The organism is Okeania sp. SIO1H4 (genome assembly GCF_010672695.1).
Taxonomy (GTDB): domain Bacteria; phylum Cyanobacteriota; class Cyanobacteriia; order Cyanobacteriales; family Microcoleaceae; genus Okeania; species Okeania hirsuta.
The window spans coordinates 72670-94957 of sequence record NZ_JAAHGB010000018.1; the positions used below are offsets into that span (position 1 = coordinate 72670).

The 22288-nt window shown below is 33.9% G+C and carries 15 protein-coding genes; 8 read left to right on the forward strand and 7 right to left on the reverse strand.

Translation table 11 applies throughout. From position 1 onward, the window contains the following. Window positions 1-164: 164 nt before the first annotated feature. Genes F6K06_RS15175 through F6K06_RS15185 form a run of 3 tightly spaced genes read left to right on the forward strand, consistent with a single transcriptional unit; the run spans window position 165 to window position 3182 of the window. Complete coding sequence (locus F6K06_RS15175; protein ID WP_287241928.1) at window positions 165-1697, forward strand: glycosyltransferase 61 family protein; 1533 nt, start codon at window positions 165-167, stop codon at window positions 1695-1697. After that, the gene (locus F6K06_RS15180) at window positions 1631-2200 is read left to right on the forward strand and encodes a class I SAM-dependent methyltransferase (protein ID WP_287241931.1); all 570 of its coding nucleotides are present in this window, start codon (window positions 1631-1633) and stop codon (window positions 2198-2200) included. The genes F6K06_RS15175 and F6K06_RS15180 overlap by 67 nt, the downstream gene beginning before the upstream one ends. Before the next feature lie 52 nt (window positions 2201-2252). Next, complete coding sequence (locus F6K06_RS15185) at window positions 2253-3182, forward strand: class I SAM-dependent methyltransferase (RefSeq protein WP_287241933.1); 930 nt, start codon at window positions 2253-2255, stop codon at window positions 3180-3182. Window positions 3183-3234: 52 nt separating this feature from the next. On the opposite strand, the gene F6K06_RS15190 is transcribed toward F6K06_RS15185, so the two are convergent. The 4 genes from F6K06_RS15190 to F6K06_RS15205 all read right to left on the reverse strand — a co-directional run bounded on the left by F6K06_RS15190 (window position 3235) and on the right by F6K06_RS15205 (window position 5599). Next, entirely contained in the window at window positions 3235-3648 is a 414-nt protein-coding gene (locus F6K06_RS15190; protein ID WP_287241936.1) for a hypothetical protein, read from the reverse strand. A gap of 135 nt (window positions 3649-3783) precedes the next feature. Then, complete coding sequence (locus tag F6K06_RS15195; protein WP_287241939.1) at window positions 3784-4140, reverse strand: hypothetical protein; 357 nt, start codon at window positions 4138-4140, stop codon at window positions 3784-3786. A 47-nt stretch (window positions 4141-4187) separates the two neighbouring features. Next, window positions 4188-4301, reverse strand: coding sequence for a tetratricopeptide repeat protein (locus F6K06_RS15200; RefSeq protein ID WP_287241941.1), 114 nt, complete (start codon window positions 4299-4301; stop codon window positions 4188-4190). A 2-nt stretch (window positions 4302-4303) separates the two neighbouring features. Then, a complete protein-coding gene (locus tag F6K06_RS15205; RefSeq protein WP_287308841.1) occupies window positions 4304-5599 on the reverse strand; it encodes a class I SAM-dependent methyltransferase in 1296 nt (431 codons plus the stop codon). Window positions 5600-5956: 357 nt separating this feature from the next. On the opposite strand from F6K06_RS15205, the gene F6K06_RS15210 reads away from it, so the two are divergent. Beyond that, window positions 5957-6886, forward strand: coding sequence for a class I SAM-dependent methyltransferase (locus F6K06_RS15210; protein ID WP_287241945.1), 930 nt, complete (start codon window positions 5957-5959; stop codon window positions 6884-6886). A gap of 23 nt (window positions 6887-6909) precedes the next feature. Here F6K06_RS15210 and F6K06_RS15215 read toward each other — a convergent pair whose 3' ends face one another. The 3 genes from F6K06_RS15215 to F6K06_RS15225 all read right to left on the reverse strand — a co-directional run bounded on the left by F6K06_RS15215 (window position 6910) and on the right by F6K06_RS15225 (window position 14034). Then, a complete protein-coding gene (locus F6K06_RS15215) occupies window positions 6910-7584 on the reverse strand; it encodes a hypothetical protein (RefSeq protein ID WP_124143411.1) in 675 nt (224 codons plus the stop codon). Window positions 7585-7620: 36 nt separating this feature from the next. Further along, window positions 7621-8190 carry a Uma2 family endonuclease gene (locus F6K06_RS15220; RefSeq protein WP_287241949.1) on the reverse strand — a complete coding sequence of 190 codons (570 nt, stop codon included), beginning with the start codon at window positions 8188-8190 and terminating at the stop codon, window positions 7621-7623. Between the two features lie 159 nt (window positions 8191-8349). Then, window positions 8350-14034, reverse strand: a complete 5685-nt coding sequence (locus F6K06_RS15225; RefSeq protein ID WP_287241951.1) for a tetratricopeptide repeat protein — start codon at window positions 14032-14034, stop codon at window positions 8350-8352. 340 nt (window positions 14035-14374) lie between these two features. Between F6K06_RS15225 and F6K06_RS15230 the strand changes: the two genes are divergently transcribed. Genes F6K06_RS15230 through F6K06_RS15245 form a run of 4 tightly spaced genes read left to right on the forward strand, consistent with a single transcriptional unit; the run spans window position 14375 to window position 22259 of the window. Further along, window positions 14375-14530, forward strand: coding sequence for a hypothetical protein (locus tag F6K06_RS15230; protein WP_287308842.1), 156 nt, complete (start codon window positions 14375-14377; stop codon window positions 14528-14530). Then, the gene (locus tag F6K06_RS15235) at window positions 14531-18094 is read left to right on the forward strand and encodes a class I SAM-dependent methyltransferase (RefSeq protein WP_287241953.1); all 3564 of its coding nucleotides are present in this window, start codon (window positions 14531-14533) and stop codon (window positions 18092-18094) included. It begins immediately after the preceding gene. Further along, on the forward strand, window positions 18095-20353 hold the full coding sequence (locus F6K06_RS15240) for a glycosyltransferase family 92 protein (protein ID WP_287241956.1): 2259 nt from the start codon (window positions 18095-18097) through the stop codon (window positions 20351-20353). Between the two features lie 49 nt (window positions 20354-20402). Beyond that, window positions 20403-22259, forward strand: a complete 1857-nt coding sequence (locus F6K06_RS15245) for a sulfotransferase family 2 domain-containing protein (RefSeq protein WP_287241959.1) — start codon at window positions 20403-20405, stop codon at window positions 22257-22259. The last annotated feature ends 29 nt before the right edge of the window (window positions 22260-22288 follow it).

The window sequence follows — 22288 nt, forward strand, 5'->3', positions numbered from 1 at the left end:
ATGATGTTGAATTTTATCAAGCAGCATTAAAAAATAGAGAAGAACGCATAAATAAAGAAAAAAAGTCACCAAAAAAGAACGATAAAAATATCAACAATTGTTCTGATAAGCTAACAAAAATCCGCCATAAACTCGAAACTCTAAACTCTCGACTAAAACAGACAATGGTACTATTAGAAGAATCTCAGACTCAAGACTCTAGCGGTCAAGTCTCAGAACCAGAAATTCAAGAAGTATCCAAAAATAATCAAAACAAAATAGATGGAGAAAATGATTCTCGACTTTTCCAAATACAAAATGCTATTGTTGAAAGATTCCAAATTTTTCGCGGTCGGTTTGAATTTGCCGGAGGGCCTATTTTTCCGAATAATATCCCCGGAGTATTCCGTCATCGGCGTGGTGATAGTGGAGGTAGACCAAAGTACGTAGATAAAAACTTTCAAAGTGCCAATACCAATGATTCTCAAATTGATAATTCAAAATATTATCATGGTAGATATATTTATGGAGGATTTTTTAACGGACACTTTGGGCACGTTTTAACTGAAAGTATTCATCGTTTGTGGGCATTTAATTCTAGTACCTATGATGGGATAGTTTTTGCTGTGTTATCCCCTAGACCACGACGAGTGTCTCTCCCTACATATACCCCCCCTCAATGGTTCGATCAAGTTTTAGATGTTATGGGTATACCAGGGGCTAAGTGTATTTTTGTTAGCGATCGGGGTATGTTTGAACATCTAGTGATTCCAGAAGCAGGTAGTGAATTATTACTAGGAATTAAGGAATGGTATCGCCCCTATTTAGAGAGACTACAGGAAAGAATTTTGAATCTTACACATAATTTGAGAAAAAATTTAACCGATCTAAAGCTTTTTCTAGGTAGAAGTCATATTCCACTTAATGGATCGGTTGCAGGTGAAAAGTATCTCGAAAGTCTATTAGTTGATGAGGGTTATATATCTTTTAAACCTGAAAATTATAATTTTCTTGAACAACTTTCTTATCTAGTAAATACCAAAAAAATTATATTTACTGAAGGAAGTGCTATATATCTCCTAGAATTAATTAACTATTTAGATACTGACATTGCTTGTATACCTAGAAGAGGTAATAATCAACATTTCTATCCACATATATACAATAAGTGTAATAAGTATATAGTTGCAGGCAATGTTGAAAATTGCGAACAATTAGGGTCTTATAACATGGAAAAAGGAGGAAAAGGAATATCAATTAGCAAACGTCCATACGAAATTATTGAATCTCTGAAAAATCATAATTTTGCTTTGCTAAAAAACTGGCATGAAAATTTTTTTTTGGATCAAGAAAAATCTGATATTATGTCATACATAGCTCAGGGATATACAGCATTAGAAAACAAAGAAGCAGTATATTGTTTAAAGATTATAGAAAAGTATTTAGAAATGCGTAAAACCTCATTAAAACAACCCCAAGAAAATTCAGTCGCTCCAATGTCTAATAACTTAGAACTATCTCAAAAATCTGATAACATAGATATCAAAAGCCGTAGCGGTCGCCTCAACAAAATTGCTAGTATTAATCAGCTATCTACCTATTTAGAAATAGGAGTATCTAAACTTTCAATGCAATTAAGATCAAGAATAAAGTGGCAGTCGATCCAAAGTTCAGATTTAATACCGCTCAATATGCCACTGAAAATGTACTATTCCTAGAAGTTACTAGTGATGAATTCTTCAGACATCATGCCAAAAGGTTTGAGCCATTCGATCTAATTTACTTAGACGGTCTTCATACCTTTGAACAAACTTTTCGGGACTTTTGTGCATCCCTTTCTTGTGCCCATACTAAGACGATCTGGTTAATTGATGATACTTGTCCTGGAAGTTATGCTCAAGCACAATCATCCCTACAGCGCTGCCGACAGCTCCAGAAAATTTCTGGAGAGAAAAATAAAAGTTGGATGGGTGATGTGTTTAAGGTTGTTGCTGCCATCCATGATTTTTTTCCGCAATACAGTTTTGCTACTTTTCCACATCATGGTCAAACAGTAGTATGGAACAAATGGAGGGTAGATTTTGAGCCTAAATGGAATTCTTTGGAAACTATTAGTCGGCTAGAGTATTCTGATTTTGTAGAATTGCAGGGAAGTTTGTTTAAAAGAGAAGCATACGAGAATATCTTTGAAAGAATTAGGCATAACTTTGCTCAATCATAAAAATTGAAAAAATCTCAAACCTGAATTTAAGATCAAAAGGATAAAACCAAGGATGGAAAACAGCAAGAATGAACAACAAAAAAAAGTAGCATCTTATTGGTTTGATATTGTTCAAAAAAACAAAAAAAGCCAACACTTGCGGTTGAGATGGTGGCAAAGTCCATATATAGTTAGGTACATAAACAAAAAAATTACAGGTCTCACACTGGATGGGTTGTCTCAAGGTATTACCCAGAGACCTAAAGAAATGGCAGGCGATCGCTATCCTTTTTCTTGTGGCATATCTGTAGGGTGTGGAAACGGGCAAAAAGAAATTACTTTAGTTTGTCAAGGTTTAGTTTCTTCATTTCAACTTTACGAGGTTTCTAAAGTTAGAATTGAGCAAGGTAGGAGACTAGCAGCTAGGTTTGGTGTAGAAAACAAAGTAACTTTTATTCAAGGTGATGCTTTAGAAATTATTAGAGAAAAAGAATGTTTTGATTTTGTTCACTGGAACAACTCTCTTCACCATATGTTAGACGTAGAAGTAGCGATTAAATGGAGTTATGAAGTTCTCCAAAAAGGGGGGATGTTTTATATGGATGATTATGTGGGTCCTAATAGAATGCAGTTGTCTGATAAAATGTTAGAAGTTGCTTCTCAAGTTAGAAGTATTTTACCAGAAAAATATTTAGCTAATCCCAGAAACCCCAGTCAGTTACTGCCAAAAACTCTGACTAGAAATAGTATCGAACGTATGATTCAAATCGATCCTTCAGAGGCAGCAGATTCAGAGAGAATTATTGATAGTATAAAAAAGTATTTTCCTCAAGCTGAAATAACTATTACTGGTGGGGTAGTTTACCATTTAGCTTTGTCTGATATTCTCCATAATTTTGATGAATCAAAAGATAAATATTTGTTAGACTTTTTAATGCTTATAGATGATTTGTGTTCGGAATTAGGTGAAACTCATTATGCAACTGCAATTGCTATTAAATAAGCAAAATTTTACAGTTATAACATAGATACTAATGGAAAAAAATCTGTTTTGATTATTCAATTAAATGAGCTGTGATTTGAAGTATTTTATCTCTTAAAAAGTAGTTACTATTTTCTTCTATATACGCTAACTTATCTTTGTCTATAATTTTTTCTCTTTGCTTAAACCTGTCCCAATCTTTTGTTATTGACTTGTAATATATATACATATTTTTATTTTCCTCAATTTCTAGAAAATTAAGCAAAAAATAAAAGTAATTATCGTTGCCGGAGAATAATTTTTTATATTCACATACAAATAAGTTGTTTCGCTTATTACTTTCTAGATAGTTCCAGGTATTCAGGAGCGACTGATTCCAATCTGAAACAGCGGACTTATAGTTTCGATTTCTAGACCAACCCATATCATGTTTATTTCTTGCTCTAGCATCATCAGATAAAGCAACATCTTTAATATCTCTTAGCATAAAAATAAACTTTACTCCTGCCGATGCGAATCGCTGATCTATTTCTTGATAAAATTCATAGTAATGTGGAAATTTATCACCAAGAATAGTTTGATTATTATTAAACTATTCTTTCAATTCTTCATCAAAATATTTCTAATGATTTTCCCAAGCTTGATGCTGAGGATTTATATTAGTTTGCTCTTCTCTAATATCAAAAAATACGGATAGTTTAAATAAAGCAGGACTAAGTTTGTGAATTAGATCTTGCTTTGCACAATGCTTATACCTTTCAACTCCAATAGCAATTAGAGGGTGAGCATTTAAAAGTTTCGTTATTGCTGTAGTCCCAGAACGAGCGCAACCACAGACAAACAGATATTTCCAGTAGTTATGAATAGAAGAATGCGATCGCTCCACAGCTAGTTCGATCTGCTTGAGTCTTTCTTGCCATTCTTTTAATTCCATCTTAATTTGTTTAAGACGGGAGTATTTTTCTTCTGAGCTTGACATCACCTAAATCTAAATCTCCTGGTCTAAATTTATCAGTATTTTTTCTATTAGGGATTAATTTTTATAGCTTGGCGGTAGGAAGCGATCGCCTCTTTTAATTTTCCCAGACACTTGAGTTTATTCTCTTCTTTTAAATAAATCTTTGCTGTTTCGCGTTCCATTTTCAAATATTCTTATCTATTCTATCCTTTTTTTCAATAATTAAGATATCTTGACCACTGGTATACTTATCTCGACCACACCATGATCCATAGTATTTACTGATAACAGCAAAGCCAGATTCTGATATCCATTTTAGTAACAAATATTCCTTGAAAGCAATAGCAGCTTCTGGGTTACTAGGGTTAGTTGTAAAACATTCATTCAACTCATGTACAAATTGAAATCCACTTTTTCCTTCAGTGATCAATTGTTCTGATTTATCATTAAGTAAAAAGCAGCTACACAAGCACTTACCACCCCACTTCAATGCTCTATATATTTCCTCTAAATAATGACGCACTTCCTCAGTTTGCATATGAGTAAATACAGAGGTCAAAAAGACGAAATTAAAGCTTTGATCTTCATAAGGAAAAACAAAATCTTTTGCTTTTACATTTCCACCAGGGTTATAGTGATGGTTATAAATATTAACCAAACGGAAATTAAAATGAGGACAGCGTGTTGATATTTCTTGTTGAGGCCACTTAATAAACCTAGCCATAATCTCGAAACCTTCATAACTACCTGGAGGCTTTAAGTAGTGAGCTAGACCATAAGCCATTCTTCCTAAACCACATCCAACTTCTAGAACGCGGTCTGTTTGTTTTAATCCTGCTAATTGGATAAAATAACTTAGAAAAGCAAAAGAGTTTCTCAAAAATGCCCCATGTTCTCCACCACCACCAGTCCACTTGAGATAATCTGTACTTGGGATAGGTATAGAAGATTGAGGTAAATTTACTAAAATAAGTCCTTCACGCCCCCTAAATAAAGGTGTCAATATAATCAGAGTATCTTGCCAATTCTGATGTTTAGAGCTGAATGGTAATTTGATACAAAATCCTGCCTTCTCAATATTCTTTAACTGGGGAAATGCTTGTTTAATATGATGAGGACTAGGTAATTCTAACTCTAGTTCAAAATTATGTTTTTCTTGACCTGAGATAGACACCTTGAAGCCATCAGCTAAACCTTCATCAAATGAAACTACCCATCCTTCTAGGTACAATACTTGATTTCTAACAACTACTTTTTCCAAAAATCCATTAGTTGCTAAAGGTTTATTTTGTATGACTTCATAATTTGAGTTGTTAGGAGCTATTTTAGACTTATTTTGTATACTTTGCTTTTGTACTAAATGAGACTGAGACTGAAATTCATGTAATTCAGTTTTAATCTGAGCTACTCTAAATTGCATTCGATCTAATTCTAGTCTCATTTTTTTTAAATTATCTGCATATTTTTTTTGTTGTGACATATTTAATTGAGTTAAAAGTTAATAATATAATGAGAATAATTCAATTGAATAAAAATCGATAAAAGTATTAATTAATAACTATAAATAAATAAGATAACTAACATAATAATTATCCAGGAACTTTGTCAAAAAAATAGTTATTAGGCCAGAGGTTTTATCTTTCCTAATAAAATACCACAAATATTTCCTTATTGACCTATTAATATAGATAAACTAATACCAGCTAACGAACATGAGAATGTAAAGTATAATACTATATCACCCTTACGTCAAGGATAAAGTTTATTAAAAAACCTATCCAGTCTATTAAAAAAATTTCAAATCTGAATTGAATATTAATTAAGGATAAAACTAACGATGGAAAATCACAAAAATGAAGAACAAAAAAAAGTAGCATCTCATTGGTCTGACGTGACAAAAAAAAGTCAGCAAGCCCAAAATTTACGTTTAAGATGGTGGCAAAGTCCAAATATAATTAAACACATAAACAAAAAAATTACAGGTCTCCCACTGGATGGGTTTTCTCAAGGTATTACCCAGAAAGCTAAAGAAATTGCAGGCGATCGCTATCCTTTTTCTCGTGGTATATCTGTAGGATGTGGCAACGGACAAAAAGAAATTACTTTAGTTAGTCAAGGTTTGGTTTCTTCATTTCAACTTTACGAGGTTTCTAAAGTTAGAATTGAGCAAGGAAGGAGATTAGCAACTAGGTTTGGTGTGGAAAATAAAGTAACTTTTATTGAAGGTGATGCTTTAGAAATTATTAGAGAAAAAGACTGTTTTGATTTTGTTCACTGGAATAATTCTCTCCACCATATGTTAGATGTAGAAGCAGCGATTAAATGGAGTTATGAAGTTCTCCAAAAAGGGGGAATATTTTATATGGATGATTATGTAGGTCCAAACAGGATGCAGTGGTCAGATAAAATGTTAGAAGTTGCTTCTAAAGTCAGAAGTATTCTACCAGAAAAATATTTAGCTAATCCCAAAAACCCTAGTCAGTTACTGCCAAAAACTCTGACCCGAAATAGTGTGGAACGTATGATTCAAATTGACCCTTCAGAAGCAGCAGACTCGGAAAGAATTATTGACTCTATAAAAAAATATTTTCCCCAAGCTGAAATCACCTTCACTGGTGGGGTAGTTTACCATCTAGCATTGTCTGATATTCTCCATAATTTTGATGAATCAAAAGATAAACATCTGTTAGACTTTTTAATGCTTATAGATGATTTGTGTTCGGAATTGGGTGAAAATCATTATGCTACAGCTTTAGCAATTAAATAGAAAAATCTCTAATTTAAATTAACTTAATGACCAGACCTAACATAACTCACATAAGACTTATCGAGTAATTTTTGATAAGACAAAACACTAGACTCTGAACGATCTTCTCCCCGCGTACCTTCCACAATCCAAACGTTAGGATACCCATTATCAACTCGATAATTTCCATGACGTTCGATACCTTTCAAAGTTGAATGTTCACTTTTACCATATTCACAAAATACGACTTTTTGCCATCCTAAATTATCAAGTAAAGATTGTAAAAAATCTTGGGAATAAAGAAACTGATGACCCCATCCATGAAAAGCACGATTCATAGAAAATGTAGAATCAATCCGTTTTTGTGGATTAGTTTCTGACAAATTAAAATGAGTAGAAAGTACCCACTCTAGAGAAGGAGTAGAAAGTCGAATTATTCCACCAGGTTTAAGACTTTTCCAAACGTTATTTAGGAAAGCGATCGCTCCTTCGAGACTTAGATGTTCAAGAAAATGTTCCCCGTAGACATATTCCAAGCTATTAAAAGGCCAAGGTTTAGTCACATCCATCACTTGGTCAATACCAGGAAAGGGGCGAATATCCACATTCCACCAATCAGCCATGATATTATGGGGTCCACAACCCACTTGAACTTTTTTAATGCCATTGGGATGATTTGGGCTATTACGAGAGGTATGATTTTTGGTTGATATATTCATAAATTTTTTCTTGATATATATTGGAAAAGCTGATAATTATAACTCTATATCTAAAAGAAAACTAGGTAATACATCTTCCCCTGACAAACTTGGGGGAGAGTCTAATATTTCTAATTCTTTTCCTTGGCGATAAATTTCCACACGACGATTTTTCTTATCAATTAGCCAACCTAATTTTACTCCCCCATCCATATATTCTTGCATCTTTTTTTGTATATCTTTTAAAGTGTCAGAAGGTGACATTAATTCTAATACAAAATCTGGAGCGATAGGAGGAAATTTTTCTCTTTGTTGGGGAGTTAGTTTATTCCATCTTTCTAATTGAATCCATGATATATCAGGAGAACGATTGGAATTATTGGGAAGTTTGAAACAGGTGGAGGAATCGAATACTTTTCCTAGTTTTGTTTGACGGTTCCATATTACAAAATCAGCAATAAGAGAGGCGTTATATTCTCCTGTTTCTCCTCCAGTGGGTGGCATAATTGTTATTTCTCCTCTAATATTACGTTCAAATTTAATTTCGGGATTATCTCGACATAGTTGATAGAATTGGTCGTCGTTAAGTTTGAGGATATTGTTAAAGTTGATGGTTATAGCTGTCATGTTTTTCGCACTATGAATATTTGTTTTATGGGAATTTATTTATAGTAAGTAGGTAGGTATAATTAAACGTTAAAAAAATTGTTGGGGTGGGTAAAATTAAAACCTTTTATAAGTAGGCAATTTATTTTTATCAACCCAACCATTACTTTAAACTCGCATTTAATTAGGACTTTGCATTTTTTTCTGATGTAAAGTGACGATCGCCTCCAGCATTTCCCTAACTCTTTTCTCAAAACTATGATTCTCTCTTACATATTTTGCTAAGTCTAATTTTTCTCTTCTATTCTGACTTTTTTGCTGCAAAGAATCTTCTACTACTTTTGGCAAATCTTCCTGAGAATTATAAGTAGAAATTTTATTTCCAAATACTTCTTCTAAACCTGCAATTTTGTCAGATACTATTGTTGCTCCACAAGCAGCAGCATCGAATAAACGATTGGAAATAAATCCTTTTTCTCGCATAGTATCCCAATGGTCATTTAATAATACGCCACACTTACTGTAATAACGTCGTAAAATTTCATTGGGAATATATTCTCCTTTTAAATAACCATCGGGCAACAAATTACCCCAGTTTGTACCATAAACATCTACCTTTAAACCACTTTTCACCGCATCTTTTACTATCTGGCGATAAACTTTCCGAGAATTTCCCACAAACAAAATTTCTCCTATTTCTTCATAACCTTCTTTGTCAGGATAAAACAAATTTGGATCTGTACATTGGAGTAAAGTTTGTACTGGAACTTTTACCTTTTTCTGTAACTCCTCAGCATAGGAATGGGATGCCACAAATACTCGGTCATATTGTTCATATTCTTGTAGGGAAACTTTATCTGGATGACTAATATTCCACATCAAATTAATATGATAAGACTTTGGTTGATAACGACTCAAACCGCGAATCGTAATTGCCACATCATCTCCAAATATTTGAGGATTTTCCCACTCTGGCAAAATATCAATTCTGACGGAATGACCTAATATTTCAAATTGCCGTTTCATTGCTAAGGCAAAATGATATTCTCCCCATTCTTGCGCTTGTTTCCAGTCAGGAACTCCGATTTTTATGCCAATGCGGAAACTATTACTCATTTTTTCGCGCAAAGCAGAAAATATTGTATGGGCACGATGTTTATAAGTGTGTTTTTCTGTGACTATTTTCTGTAATTCTGCAACTTTGGCTAATCTTAATTCCTCATTTGTGAAGTACTCTCGTAATAAATTTTCGAGAGATTCGCGAGAATTATAAGTAGGCAATAGTCCGTCGAAAGATTCTTGATTTCCTAATTCTCCATTTGTGACAACTAAAGCACCTGACATAATGGCATCAAACACCCGCGAATTTGTGGAACCCCATTGTTTTGTGACGGAATTTGCATCATCAATTACTATTTTTGTGGAAGCATAGACTTTGGGCATATCTGTATAAGGGAGAGGTCCGCGATTGTACTTTTTAAACTTCTCAAATTTTTCCCAGTTATAGCCATACAAAGCAAATTCAAAGGGTAAATTATCCGGTTCCAACAAATTCATAATATCTCGTGGATATTTCCAGAAACTTCCTGTGAAGCAATAGTCAGATTTATATTTATTGTCTAGTTTGGAATTGACTTTTTCTGATTGGTTGAAATTTGCTGCTTCTGAATTTTTCTCTACTTCAGATGAGATTTTTTCTGACTCTTCTGAAATTGCTAGTTCCGAAATTTTCTCGACTTGACTTTCACCTACTTGTGGAAATTTATTACCTACTTCAGATGAGATTTTTTCTGACTCTTCTGAAATTCCTAATTCAGAATTTTTCTCTGGTTCAGAATTTATTTTTTCTGACTGATTGAAAATTGCTACTTCCGAATTTTTCCCGACTTCGGGAATTTTATTACCTAGTTCAGAAAAGGATTTTTCTGAATCTTGTGAAATTTCTACTTCTGAATTTTTCCCTACTTTACTTTTGCCTGTTTCTGAAACTTTATTACTTAGTTCAGTTCTAACTTTTTCTTCACTCCTGACTCCTGACTCCTGACTCCTGACTCCTTCTTCCTCACTTCTGAATTCTGAATTCTGAATTCTGAATTCTTCTTCACTCCTGACTCCTGACTCCTGACTCCTGACTCCTTCTTCCTCACTTCTAAATTCTTTAAACCTTTCCTCATTAGTTGCTATTCTAACTACCGTTGCAGGTTTAAATAATTTCTGCTGAATATAATCTGCTGATTTTTGAGAAGAACACCAGAAACAATCATAATCTCCTGCTGATTTTTGAGACGCCCAAATCTCAAACCAATTTCTTGCCCAAGCAACTTTTACTAAACTTGGTTTAGCATTTTCTATTCTTTCTAAATCATAATCATGGCGCATAACAACAATTACATCTAATCGCGTCATATCATACCAATCTTCTCCTTCAGAAATATAATAAATATCCCATCCAAATTCTTTAACTAATTGTTCTCCTAATTCCACCGCTGTAAAATAATCTCCTGCGGAAGCTGCCATATCTGCTTCTGTTACAGCAAACCCAATAGTTAAAGGATGACCAGTCCAATAAATTCCTTTGTCAAAATAATCTTGTAGATGTTTCCTGCGTAAATAATAGGCGTATCTTTTTTCTATTATTGGGCGATTTTTCAATATTTTCTGGGTAAATTCTTTCCCTTTATTAAATCGAGAAAAACCACGATTATGAAAAGCTGTTAAATGATTAGCACTGATAATTTCTTTGCCTAATTTTTGTCGGATAGTCAAACATAAGTCTACGTCCTCATAACCATAAAAGTAGTCTTCGTTAAAACCTCCCACTTTCTGAAAATCTTCCCGCCGACACATCATTAATGCTCCCGTAACAACAGGTACTTTCCAAGGAGCAGATTGTATTTTTAATAATTGCGGAGCATATCGAATTTCAAAAGGATAAAAAGGTTCATTTTGACTGTGGAAATATAACTGCACTCCTAAATGTTGAGTAGGAGGAAAAGCTAAAGAGCGATCGCTAACTATATCTAATAATTTGACTCCTACCATTCCTAGATTTTCATCTTGTTGAATTAGCTCTACCATCTGAGGAATTATATCTTGGCAGAGGGTAATATCATTATTCATAAATAACAGTAAAGGAGCTTTTGTTTCATCTACTCCTACATTGTTGGAGTTGGAAAAAGAATAATTTTCTCCTCTGGCAATAATTTTAATTGGTAATTTTTCTGACCATTGGGTACAGACATCTATAGTATTATCTGTTGAACCGTGGTCAACTACTATTAATTCTAATTTTTCATAGCTGTTATAAAGCTCAAAGGAGGCAAATAATTCACTTAAGAGTTTCGCTCCATTCAAACTCAAAATAATTACTGCTACTTTTGGTTTTTCCGCACTTTTGAATTTTGAATTTTGACTTTTGAATTGAGAATTGACTCCTGCTTCACTTTGGAATTTTAAATTTTGACTTTTAAATTCTTTACTCCTGACTCCTGACTCCTGACTCCTGACTCCTTGAACACGATAAATAAGTTTATTAATTTCTCCCTGCTCGAAACTGAGATTAACTTCATGTTTTTTACCTTTCGGTCCGACTACTAATGGTTGAGGAGAATTTTTCAGTTGTTGACCTGTTTCTGTAATCTTGACACTAACTTCAACTAACCCATTACTATGTAAAGAAGGAGGAATTTTTTGAGCAAAAGCATGACATCCGTGAGTACCAAAAGCTTCAGCTAAATCTTGACGGTATTTATTCGCGACTAAGGTTCCGACTAAATTATTGCCAACAAAAATATCCAGAAATACAACTTTGTCAGGGTCTTTTTTATTTCTTGCCCAACCAGAAACATAGTCGATAGTTGCATAATCAAGACAACCTTCAAATTCTGTTTCTCCTAACAAACTAAGACTGCCAAGTTCCCCTGTTCTCAAAACATTTTGAAATGACAAAACTTCTTCTAATTTTTTCTTAGCCTTAGAAAAATGAGGATCTATTTCCAAAGCACGACGATAACAACTTATTGCTTCACTTAATGGATTTTTTTTAGTCTTAGCTTCCCCTAACTGAAAATGAAACTTTGCCGATAATGGTCTTAACTCCACAGCTTTAGCATAAGCAGTCACTGCCTCATCCCATCGACCTAACTTTGACATTAGTTCCCCAATATGGTATGCAACATCGGCAGATTTAGGATTAAGTTGCCTAGCTTTCGTATAAGCTACCACCGCCTCATCCCACCTTTCTAGTTGGACAAGACTTTCTCCCAGGACATGATAAACTGCTGCCGAATTAGGATTAATTTCTACTGCCCTACCATAACTAACTACTGCTTCTTCCCACCGTTTTAGTTTACTGAGAGTATGACCTAACTTATGGTGAATTTCTGCTGTATTAACACCTAGCTCAATAGCTTGGCGATAACTGACAATAGCATCATCAAATTTTTGTTGCTGCGCCAAAGCTAAAGCCAGACTATAGTGAACTTCTGGCCACTTCGGGTTAAGCTCCAGGGCGCGACGATAATTAATAATAGCCTTATCCCACTGTTTTTGTGCAGCATAAACTTCCCCTAAATAGCCATATACCTCAGCTAAATTCGGATTAAGCTTGATAGCCTTTTGGAAAGAAGCGATCGCCTCATTCCACTGTTTAATATTACTCAAAGCTTTGCCCAAGTCTCCATAAGCTTCAGCTAAGTTAGGATTAAGTTCTATTGCTTGGCGCAGCACTGCCACTGCCCAGTCATTCTGCTTTAATTGAATCAAAGCATGACCTAGCTGATGATAAACATCTGGAGAGTTTGGTTGAAGTTCCGAAGCTCTACGGTAAGCGACAACTGCTTCCTCCCATTGTTGGAGTTTGGATAGAGCATATCCCAAATAATGATAAACCTCTGGGGAGTCCGGCTGGAGTTCCGTAACTTTCCGGTAAGCTGCCGTTGCTTCTTCCCACTTTTGCTGTTGAGCCAGAGCATAACCAAGATGGTGATAAACTTCTGGAGAGTTAGGCTGAAGTTCCGTTGCTTTTCGATAAGCGGAGATAGCTTCTTCCCACTTCTGCTGTTGAGTTAGAGCATAGCCAAACTGGTGATAGACTACTGCCGTAGGAGCGGTACTTTTATCCTCGCCCAATAAACCAATTGCTTTCTGATATGCAGCAATAGCCTCATCCCACCGATGCAATTTTGCCAAGGCTTCCCCACAATAATGATAAACTGTAGCAAAATTAGGAATTATTTGGCAAGCCTTTCCATAAATTTCGGCCGCTTGATGGAAGTCTCCCAATTTTGTTAAAGCCGTTCCTAACTTTTGATACCCTTCCCAGAAACCAGGGTCAATTTCAATTGCTTTTCGATAACAGATTATCCCTTCCTCTATCTGACCTTGTTTTTCCAAAGCTACCCCTAAATTTTGATGAGCCATACTAGAGTCAGGTTCTAGGGATATAGCCTTTTGGAAATGAGCGATCGCTTCGTAGAGTAAGCCTTTCTGGACTAAAGCTGCTCCTAAACTAATATAGAATTCTGAGAAATTAGGATTAATCTTAATGGCCTGGGAAAAAGAAGCGATCGCCTCATCTAACCGACCTTGTTTTTCCAGGACTTTCCCTAAATTATGATGAGACAATGCGGAAGTAGGTTTTAGTTCTATCGCTTTTTGGTAAGTTGTAGCAGCTTCTTCCCATTTTTCTATTTGAACCAGAACATCCCCTAGAGTTTGGTAATACAAGGCCAAGTTGGGATGAAGTTCGATGGCCTTTTGAATATGGGCGATCGCTGAGTCTATTTTTTTCTGTGCTAAAGCTTGGTTGCCTGCTTGGAAATATTGGTTTGCAGTTTGTGGAGTTATGGGGAATGAGTTACTCATATTTGTCTTCATTAGAGACTACTACTTATCGCGTCAGGTGACGAACTTAAGATATTATAGGTTGCTATGTTTTATTATTTCGGCCTAGTGCCGCTACGCGGAAGTCATGCATTCAAAATTCGCCCATTCAAAAGTATTGGTTAGTAAGGCTTTTAGGATCTTGTAACTGGTCAGTTATTACTGCCATCCTGCACTAAATCGAATTTGATTTTAAAGAGGTATTTACATTGAACAATTAGAAAAATGGATGAGTATTTTTCCCAGAGAACAGTTCTTAATTCTGAAAAGTGAAGATTTTTATGATCGTCCAGATGTCATACTAAAATAAGTCTTTGAATTTTTGGGGTTGCCTAATTATCAAGTAACTAATAAAAAGAAATATAATGAACTATCTTATCAGCCAATAGCTCCAAAAAACCGCTCAAATCTTGCTGAATACTTTCAAGCTTATAATCAAAAATTAGAAGAATATTTAGGTAGAAAATTTAATTGGTAAATGAATGGTAACAAAGAACAAAAACAACATATCTCCCTGTCTCAAGTCAAAGAAAAATTACATAACTATCAGTCTGAGTTAGAGCAAATTAAGTCAAAACTAGATTCCAAATCAATTTCCAAATCAAGGCAAACTTTTCAGGAAGTTGAAGAGAATGTAATTAACTCTTTTGTTCAATCATCAACAATAGTTGTTGAAAATTATGATGCAGACTCTCACCCAATATATGATGAATTATTTTGGGGGTATAAAATCGAAGACATTCAGGAAAACACTAACGATAAAAATACCATTAATATTTCTGGATGGGTATTAGGAAAAAAGAGTCCTGTAGTTGCTATAGAAATAGTGGAATTGAGTAGCATATTGAAAAAGATCTCTGTTAATCAGCTACGCCCTGATATAGCTAAACGTTATCCAGAAGCACCCCAAGTCAAAGAAATTGGTTTTAGTATAGACTTCCCAGTCAAGAAATTACGACCCAAATTTAATTGGCTAATACAAGCAGTATTTACTGATGAAACTCGAATGCCAATAGGTTGTATGCGGACTAACAATACTAAATCATTAAACATTAAAGCTACTCCTTTATTGACAAAAGAAGCTATCAAATTTTTAGAAAATTTCTTGAAGCAAAAACCTGATGCTAAAGTGCTGGAATTTGGCAGTGGAGGTTCTACTATATGGCTATCTAAGTTAACTAAAAATCTGACTTCTATTGAGCATGACGGTATGTGGTTTAACCAAGTTAAAGATCGGATTCAGAAGCAGAAAAATTGCCATCCAGTAGAGATGAAACTATTAGCAAGACCATATCATACAATATGCGAAAAGTTTCCTGCAGAATCTTTAGATCTAATTATTGTTGATGGTCGCGATCGAGTTAAATGTTTTGAAGCATCAATTAAACTTTTAAAACCAGGTGGAATATTAATGTTGGATGATGCACAAAGAGAAAGGTATCAACAAGCTCAAGATTTGTTAAAAGATTGGCAATTTACAAAAACAGTTAGTAATACTCGACATACTTATTGGTGGGAAAAGCCATTACAAGAAGCAATATATTTAGGAAAAAATCAATCAACTTTTGAGGAAAATGTAGTTATTGCTGATGTGTCAATAGCAAAAGAAGAAAATCGTCTTTTTCAAATACAAAATGCAATTGTTAAACCAATATTAAGACTTGAACCTAGGAATTGGGTTGGAGGTGTTGTCTTTCCTAAGGATATGCCGGGGATATTCCGTCATCGACGTCCCAAAATCCAAAAAGATATGAAATACCAAGACGTATTCATACAAGTTGACGATTATATTAATAATTTTAATAATTGCAAATTCTATCCTGGTACATATATTTATGGAGGTTCTATAAGTCCACACTTTGGACACGCTTTAACTGAAGGTATTCATCGTTTATGGGCATTCAATACGAACATCCATGATGGTATTGTTTTTGCTGTGTTGCCACGACGAAATACCAATGATACCAACTATACCCCTCCTCAATGGTTTGTTCAAGCTTTGGAGATTCTAGAAATACCTCTGACCAAGTGTATTTGGGTGACAAATGATTGTGCTTTTGAAAATCTGATCGTTCCCGAACCAGGTAGTGAGTTCACATTAGGACCTAAAAACTGGTATCGTTCCTATTTAGAAAAGCTACAGCAAAAGATTTTTGATGCTACCCATCACTTGAGAAAAGAGAAAGGAGAGATCAAGCTGTTTTTGGGCAGAAATCATATACCTTTAAGCGAGCATATTGGAGGGGAAAAGTATTGGGAAAGTTTATTGGTTGATGAAGGTTATATATCCTTGAAGCCAGAAAATTATTCTATGTTAGAACAGGTTGCTTATTTAATGAGTGCCAAAAAAATCATATTTAGTGAAGGGAGCGCTATCTATTCCTTAGAGTTTCTCAACTATTTAGACGCTGACATTGCCTGTATTGCCAGAAGACCAAACAATCAGTTTTATTATCCACATATCTACAGTAAATGTCGCAACTATATTGTAGCTGGAAATGCTGAGAATATCTTAAGATTGGGAAGTGGTATCAAGAAAATCATCATAAAAAAGCCCATCAATAAAAATCCATACGAAGTCGTTGAATCTCTGAGAAACCATAATTTTGCCTTGGTAAAAGACTGGGATGAAGAAAAATTCTTGGCTCAAGAAAAATCAGATGTTCTGACATATATAGAAAATGTAAAAACTCAATTTAAAAATCTCAAATCTGCTAGGTATTTAGAGATTTTAGAAGAGTATTTAGAAGTGCGTAAAAACCAAAAAAAGGAAAGTTCAAATTTAAAAAATTATAATCAGAACATGGTATTAAAAAGAAGGAGCGATCGCCTTAATAAACTTGCTACAATTAATCAATCATCCAACTATCTGGAAATAGGGGTAGCTAAGGGTGTAACTTTCAACGCTATTAATATCAAAAATAAAGTAGCAGTCGATCCAAAGTTCCAATTCAAAACTAAAGAATATGCTACTGAGAATATAGTTTTCCTGGAAGTAACCAGTGATGAATTCTTCAAAAATCATGCCAAAGGGTTTGAGTCATTCGATTTAATTTATATAGATGGTCTGCATACTTTTGAACAAACTTTTCGTGACTTTTGTGCCTCTGTTTCTTTAGCTCATGCAAAGACTATTTGGTTAATCGATGATACTTGTCCAGGAAGTTATGCTCAAGCTCAACCATCACTTCAGAATTGTGTCAAGCTCAAGCGAATTTCTCAAGAGAAACCAGGAGCTTGGATGGGAGATGTCTTCAAGGTTGTTGCTGCTATCCATGATTTTTTTCCTCAGTTCAGTTTTGCAACTTTCCCCGACCATGGACAAACTGTGGTCTGGAATCAATGGCGGAAAGATTTTCAGCCCAAATGGAATTCTTTAGAAACTATTAGTCGGCTAGAGTATTTAGATTTTGTAGAACTACAGGGAACTTTATTTAAAAGAGAGCCATACGAGCAGATTTTTGAAAGCATTAAATCCGCATATCAATCTAAATTGAGTCAGGTTAAAACTAGCTTGGAAAAATACCAATCTCTACAGCAGGAAACTACCTCAGAAAATATTAAATCAACTCCTAATAAACCTATATCAATCAAATCTCCTGATTCTTCTAGCACAAATACTCTTCCCGATCGCTCAGAAAATATGCTAGTTAAAATTTCTAGTTTGAAAATCTTAAAGCCAGATACAAATCTATTACATGGATACTATTTAGATAGACCAAAACAAGGGGAGATTTTTAATCAAAATACAATTAAATTAGCAGGGTGGGTGGTTGGTAAGAATTCTCCAGCAGTAGCAATAGAAATTATCAGCAATGGTCAAGTAATTAAAACAGTACCAATTAATCAGCAACGTTCTGGTGTAGCAAAGGTTTATCCCCAAATTCCGCAGGCAAAAACCAGTGGTTTTGCGACAGAAATAGAATTAATGGGTTTACCAAAAGAATCAGAATTAACATTACAAGTCATACTAAAAGATAAAAGCCTTGTACCTCTTGGCTCGATCAAAGGTTTGAGAGTTATCACCCATTCTAAAGAATAAATGATTAATAAAGTTAGACGTGGCAGAGCCACAATTCCCAAAAAAAGAACAATGACATTTACGGCTGCTCACGATCGCAATGAAGTAGAAGATTTAACTATTCAACGTTTTATTCCGAGACTAAAAGCAGCATTAAAAAAAATAGAACTTACAAATATTGAGTTAAATATGATCGAGAATACTGAGACTATTGACCAATCTGTGGGAGCAAATAAATTAATAGAAGAGGTAGAAAGTGATTCCCTTAACAAAAAAGGAGAAAAGTGCAAATTAAGTATTTGTGCAATTATGAAAGATGAAGGTCCTTATCTAGAAGAATGGTTAGAATTTCATAAATTAGTTGGTGTAGAAAAGTTTTATTTATATGACAACAACAGCACAGATAACACTCAAAATATTTTGCAACTCTATATCCACAATGGAGAAGTAATTTATTATTATTGGCCGGACAAACCAGGGCAAATGTCAGCTTATACTCATTGCTTAAAGAATCACAGATATGACTCAGAATGGATAGCATTTATAGATTTAGATGAATTTTTATTTCCCACAGTAGCGGAGAAGATAACAGATATAATAGATGAATTTTCAGATGTATCAGCTCTAGGAGTTAACTGGCTAAATTTCGGTACATCAGGACATGAAAAAAAGCCCCAAGGATTACAAATAGAAAACTTTATTAAACGAAGCAAAAGTAGTTTTGGTCCGAATAAACATATCAAATGTATTTTGCATCCAGAAAAAACAATTCGTCCTCTAAATCCTCATCAATTTGTATTTTCTGAAGGTCGGGTAGTAACAGAAAATAAACAACCAATTAAGGGACCTTTTTCATCAACGCATTCTATCAAAAAACTAAGAATAAATCATTATACTACTCGCTCAAAAGAAGAAAGTATGAAAAAAATGATGCGAGGTAGGGCAACTAAAAATGAACCAAGACCTTGGTCTCATTTTGAGTCAAAAGATGTGATATTTAATGAAGTAGAAGATTTAACTATTCACAGATATATTCCTCAACTCAAGAAATCATTAGGGATAATTACTAAAAATAATAGTAATGTCTCTTCCTATTTAGAAAAGTCTAACTTATTACTAAATATTGGCAATATAGGTAAAGTAGTCATTGAGGATCGATACCTAAAATTAACAGGTTGGATAGTTTCTTTAAATATGCTTCCTATTAGTGGGTTTAAAGTTTGGGTTGGAGGAGAAGAATATAGAGACTTTAAACAAACTCTAGGAATAGAAAGTCCGAGAATAAAAAAAGCTCATCCTAGATTAAAAGGAGCAGCAAAAGCGAGATTTAATCTAGAAATACCTCTGAATAAAACACACGCAGAAAACTATCAAAACCTCCTAATTATTTTAACCCCTATTTCGGAAGAATATGAGGGTTGTATTTTAGTTAATGTCTTTAATCCTTCTTTGATGCTTCCTACTAAAGAATACATAGATCGAGTTAATAGAAATAGTTTTTTGAACTTTCAGTCTAATCCTTTCAAGTGGTTAGGATATTTAATTCAAAGAACAGGTATCAAACCTACAGATAGTATTCTTGATATAGGCTGTGGAATAGGTGACATTGCCTACGGTTTGACTTATTACTTAACACCTAGAGGGCGTTATGAAGGTATTGAATTTTCAGAAAAAGTAATTGATTGGGCACAGCAAGAAATTACTTCCAGAAAGCCCAACTTTAACTTTCAATGGCACAATATTTATCATCCTATTTATAATACTGAGGGAACTTTGCCTATGAGAGAATTTACATTGCCTTATCCAGAAGCAAGTTTTGATGCGATTTGTATTAGTAATTTTTTTACTCATTTGTCTAGTATCGATATGCGTCATTATCTGCATCAAATTCAGCGAGTTTTAAAAGTTGGAGGAAAGTGTTTATTTGCCTGTTTTTTAATTAATTCTGAATCTGAAAAGTTAATTACTGATGGCAAGAGTTCTCAGAATTTAGTATATGAAGTAGAAGGTGGTTTTTGTTTAGATCCAGAACTCCCAGAAAAGACTTTAGGTTTTCAAGAATCTGTACTAATTGATTGGATAAAAGAAAATGGCTTAACTATTGTAGGCAAATATTATGGTTCATGGTGTGGCCGTAAATCTTTTACTCATCAAGATTTGTTAATTGTAGAAAAAAAAAATGAACTTAAATCAAAGTTATTTAACCACCAGTTTTCCTTAGAAAAATACAAGTCTAAATTAGAAAAAATTAAGGTTAAAATTGAGGCATCAAAATCTTAAAATCAACCAGATTTAAGCACAATATTATTCTTCAATATTTAACCAAAAAATGAGTCAGATAAATCAACCTCACCGACCAGAAGAAGCAAAGGCAAAAGTTATTTCAATTCATGTACCAAAAACTGCTGGTACAACATTTAAACAAGTTTTGAGGCAAATATATAATCTAGAAGAAATTTTCTTTGACTATCCAAACAGGGGACGTTTACGTAATAAAATGTTAATCAATCCCAAGCCAGAAGTTAAAGTAATTCATGGTCATTTCACTAGTAGTAAATATGATTATAAATTTCCAGAGTTTAGAAAAATTATTTGGCTCAGAGACCCAATCAAGAGATTAATCTCTTTTTACTTTTTTTGGAAGACTTGGCAAATTTTATTAGAAAGTGATGAACAAAATTTATCACCGGTCAAAGAGTCTAATTTGACATTTATAGAATTCGCCGAAAAACCAGAGATGCAGAATGTAATTAAATCAAAATTTGTTCAAGAGCAAAAATTAACAGAATTTGACTTTGTCGGGATTCAAGAATTTTTTCCTGAAGATTTACATGAACTAAAATTAATACTAAACTGGCCAGAATATAAACTTGAAACCCAAAATACCAATCCCTATCCAGGGTACAAGTTATTATTAGAAGAAGTATTATCTAATCAAGAAATAGTAGATAAAATATCAACTATAAATGACGAAGATATAGAACTTTATAGAGAAGCAGTAAGTTTGCGGGAGACCCGGAGAAAAACATCAAAAATACAATACTACACTCAAGAAAATCTCAAAAATTTATCATCTGGAAAACAACAAATTACCCAGAAAACAACAAAAATTAATCCTCTACTTACTTGGGGTTCTATAGACAGGGCAGTCATTCAAAATCAAGTGTTGCACTTATCTGGTTGGGTTGCCTCCCTTGATGCTGGTATGGTGGAAGGATTTAAAGTTGTTATTGGTAATCAAGTGTTTAGTTTTTTTGAACAAACTCTCAATATACCCAGTCCAGATGTAGAAAAGGTTCATCCTAATTTAGATAGTGCAAATAATGCTAGATTCCGTCTCAAAATACTTTTAAATCAACAGCAAATTAACCAATTAAAGTATTCATTAATTACTTTAACTCCTCAATTTAAGCTTGGTGAGGGTTTAATTTTATTAAAGGTATTAACACCACTTTTGCCACTGCCTGAAGAGAAAGATATAAAAATAATTGATGTTGATGGAAGCGGTGAATTTATTCGTACTTCCTTCAAATTACTAGGAGATTTAATTCAGAGATTAGGTTTACAACACACAGACCATATTCTGGATGTTGGTTGTAATATTGGTACTGTTGCTTATGCCTTAGTTCATTATTTACATCTTTCTGGTCGTTACGAAGGTTTTGATATGGTAAAAAAATTGATTTCCTCAGTACAAAAGGAAATTACAACACGCAAACCTAACTTTAACTTTGACTGGCATAATATTTATCATCCTTTGTATAACTCCACTGGCACAATATCAGCAATTAATTTTACTTTTCCTTATCCTGATGAAAGTTTTCATTGTGTCTGTATGTCTCATTTATTCACTCATTTACAAAGTCTGGAAGTTATGCACTATCTTGATGAAATATATCGAGTTTTGAAGCTTGGAGGGAGATGCTTATTAATTTGCTTTTTAATTAACTCAGAATCAGAACAGTTAATAGCTAAAGGCAAAAGTTCTCAACAGCTTATTTATGAGATAGAAGATGGTTTTACTAAAGATATTGATTTACCAGAGAGAGGGATTGGTTTTAGGGAAAATTTACTATTAAAGTGGATAAATGAACGAGGGTTTAATGTTCTAGAAAGATCTTATGGTTCTTGGTGTGGTCGGACTTCATCTGTTAAAGAAGATTTGTTAATTTTGGAAAAAAAATAGACTTCTTAAAGACTTTTTCAGCAAACCCT

Bases quoted from the DNA above. Each gene is read 5' to 3' on its own strand.
- F6K06_RS15185 (WP_287241933.1), top strand. From the start codon at position 2,253: ATGGAAAACAGCAAGAATGAACAACAAAAAAAAGTAGCATCTTATTGG.
- F6K06_RS15235 (WP_287241953.1), top strand. From the start codon at position 14,531: ATGAATGGTAACAAAGAACAAAAACAACATATCTCCCTGTCTCAAGTC.
- F6K06_RS15245 (WP_287241959.1), top strand. From the start codon at position 20,403: ATGAGTCAGATAAATCAACCTCACCGACCAGAAGAAGCAAAGGCAAAA.
- F6K06_RS15205 (WP_287308841.1), bottom strand. From the start codon at position 5,599: ATGTCACAACAAAAAAAATATGCAGATAATTTAAAAAAAATGAGACTA.
- F6K06_RS15225 (WP_287241951.1), bottom strand. From the start codon at position 14,034: ATGAGTAACTCATTCCCCATAACTCCACAAACTGCAAACCAATATTTC.
- F6K06_RS15220 (WP_287241949.1), bottom strand. From the start codon at position 8,190: ATGACAGCTATAACCATCAACTTTAACAATATCCTCAAACTTAACGAC.
- F6K06_RS15210 (WP_287241945.1), top strand. From the start codon at position 5,957: ATGGAAAATCACAAAAATGAAGAACAAAAAAAAGTAGCATCTCATTGG.
- F6K06_RS15240 (WP_287241956.1), top strand. From the start codon at position 18,095: ATGATTAATAAAGTTAGACGTGGCAGAGCCACAATTCCCAAAAAAAGA.
- F6K06_RS15175 (WP_287241928.1), top strand. From the start codon at position 165: ATGGTACTATTAGAAGAATCTCAGACTCAAGACTCTAGCGGTCAAGTC.
- F6K06_RS15215 (WP_124143411.1), bottom strand. From the start codon at position 7,584: ATGAATATATCAACCAAAAATCATACCTCTCGTAATAGCCCAAATCAT.
- F6K06_RS15195 (WP_287241939.1), bottom strand. From the start codon at position 4,140: ATGTCAAGCTCAGAAGAAAAATACTCCCGTCTTAAACAAATTAAGATG.
- F6K06_RS15200 (WP_287241941.1), bottom strand. From the start codon at position 4,301: ATGGAACGCGAAACAGCAAAGATTTATTTAAAAGAAGAGAATAAACTC.
- F6K06_RS15190 (WP_287241936.1), bottom strand. From the start codon at position 3,648: ATGCTAAGAGATATTAAAGATGTTGCTTTATCTGATGATGCTAGAGCA.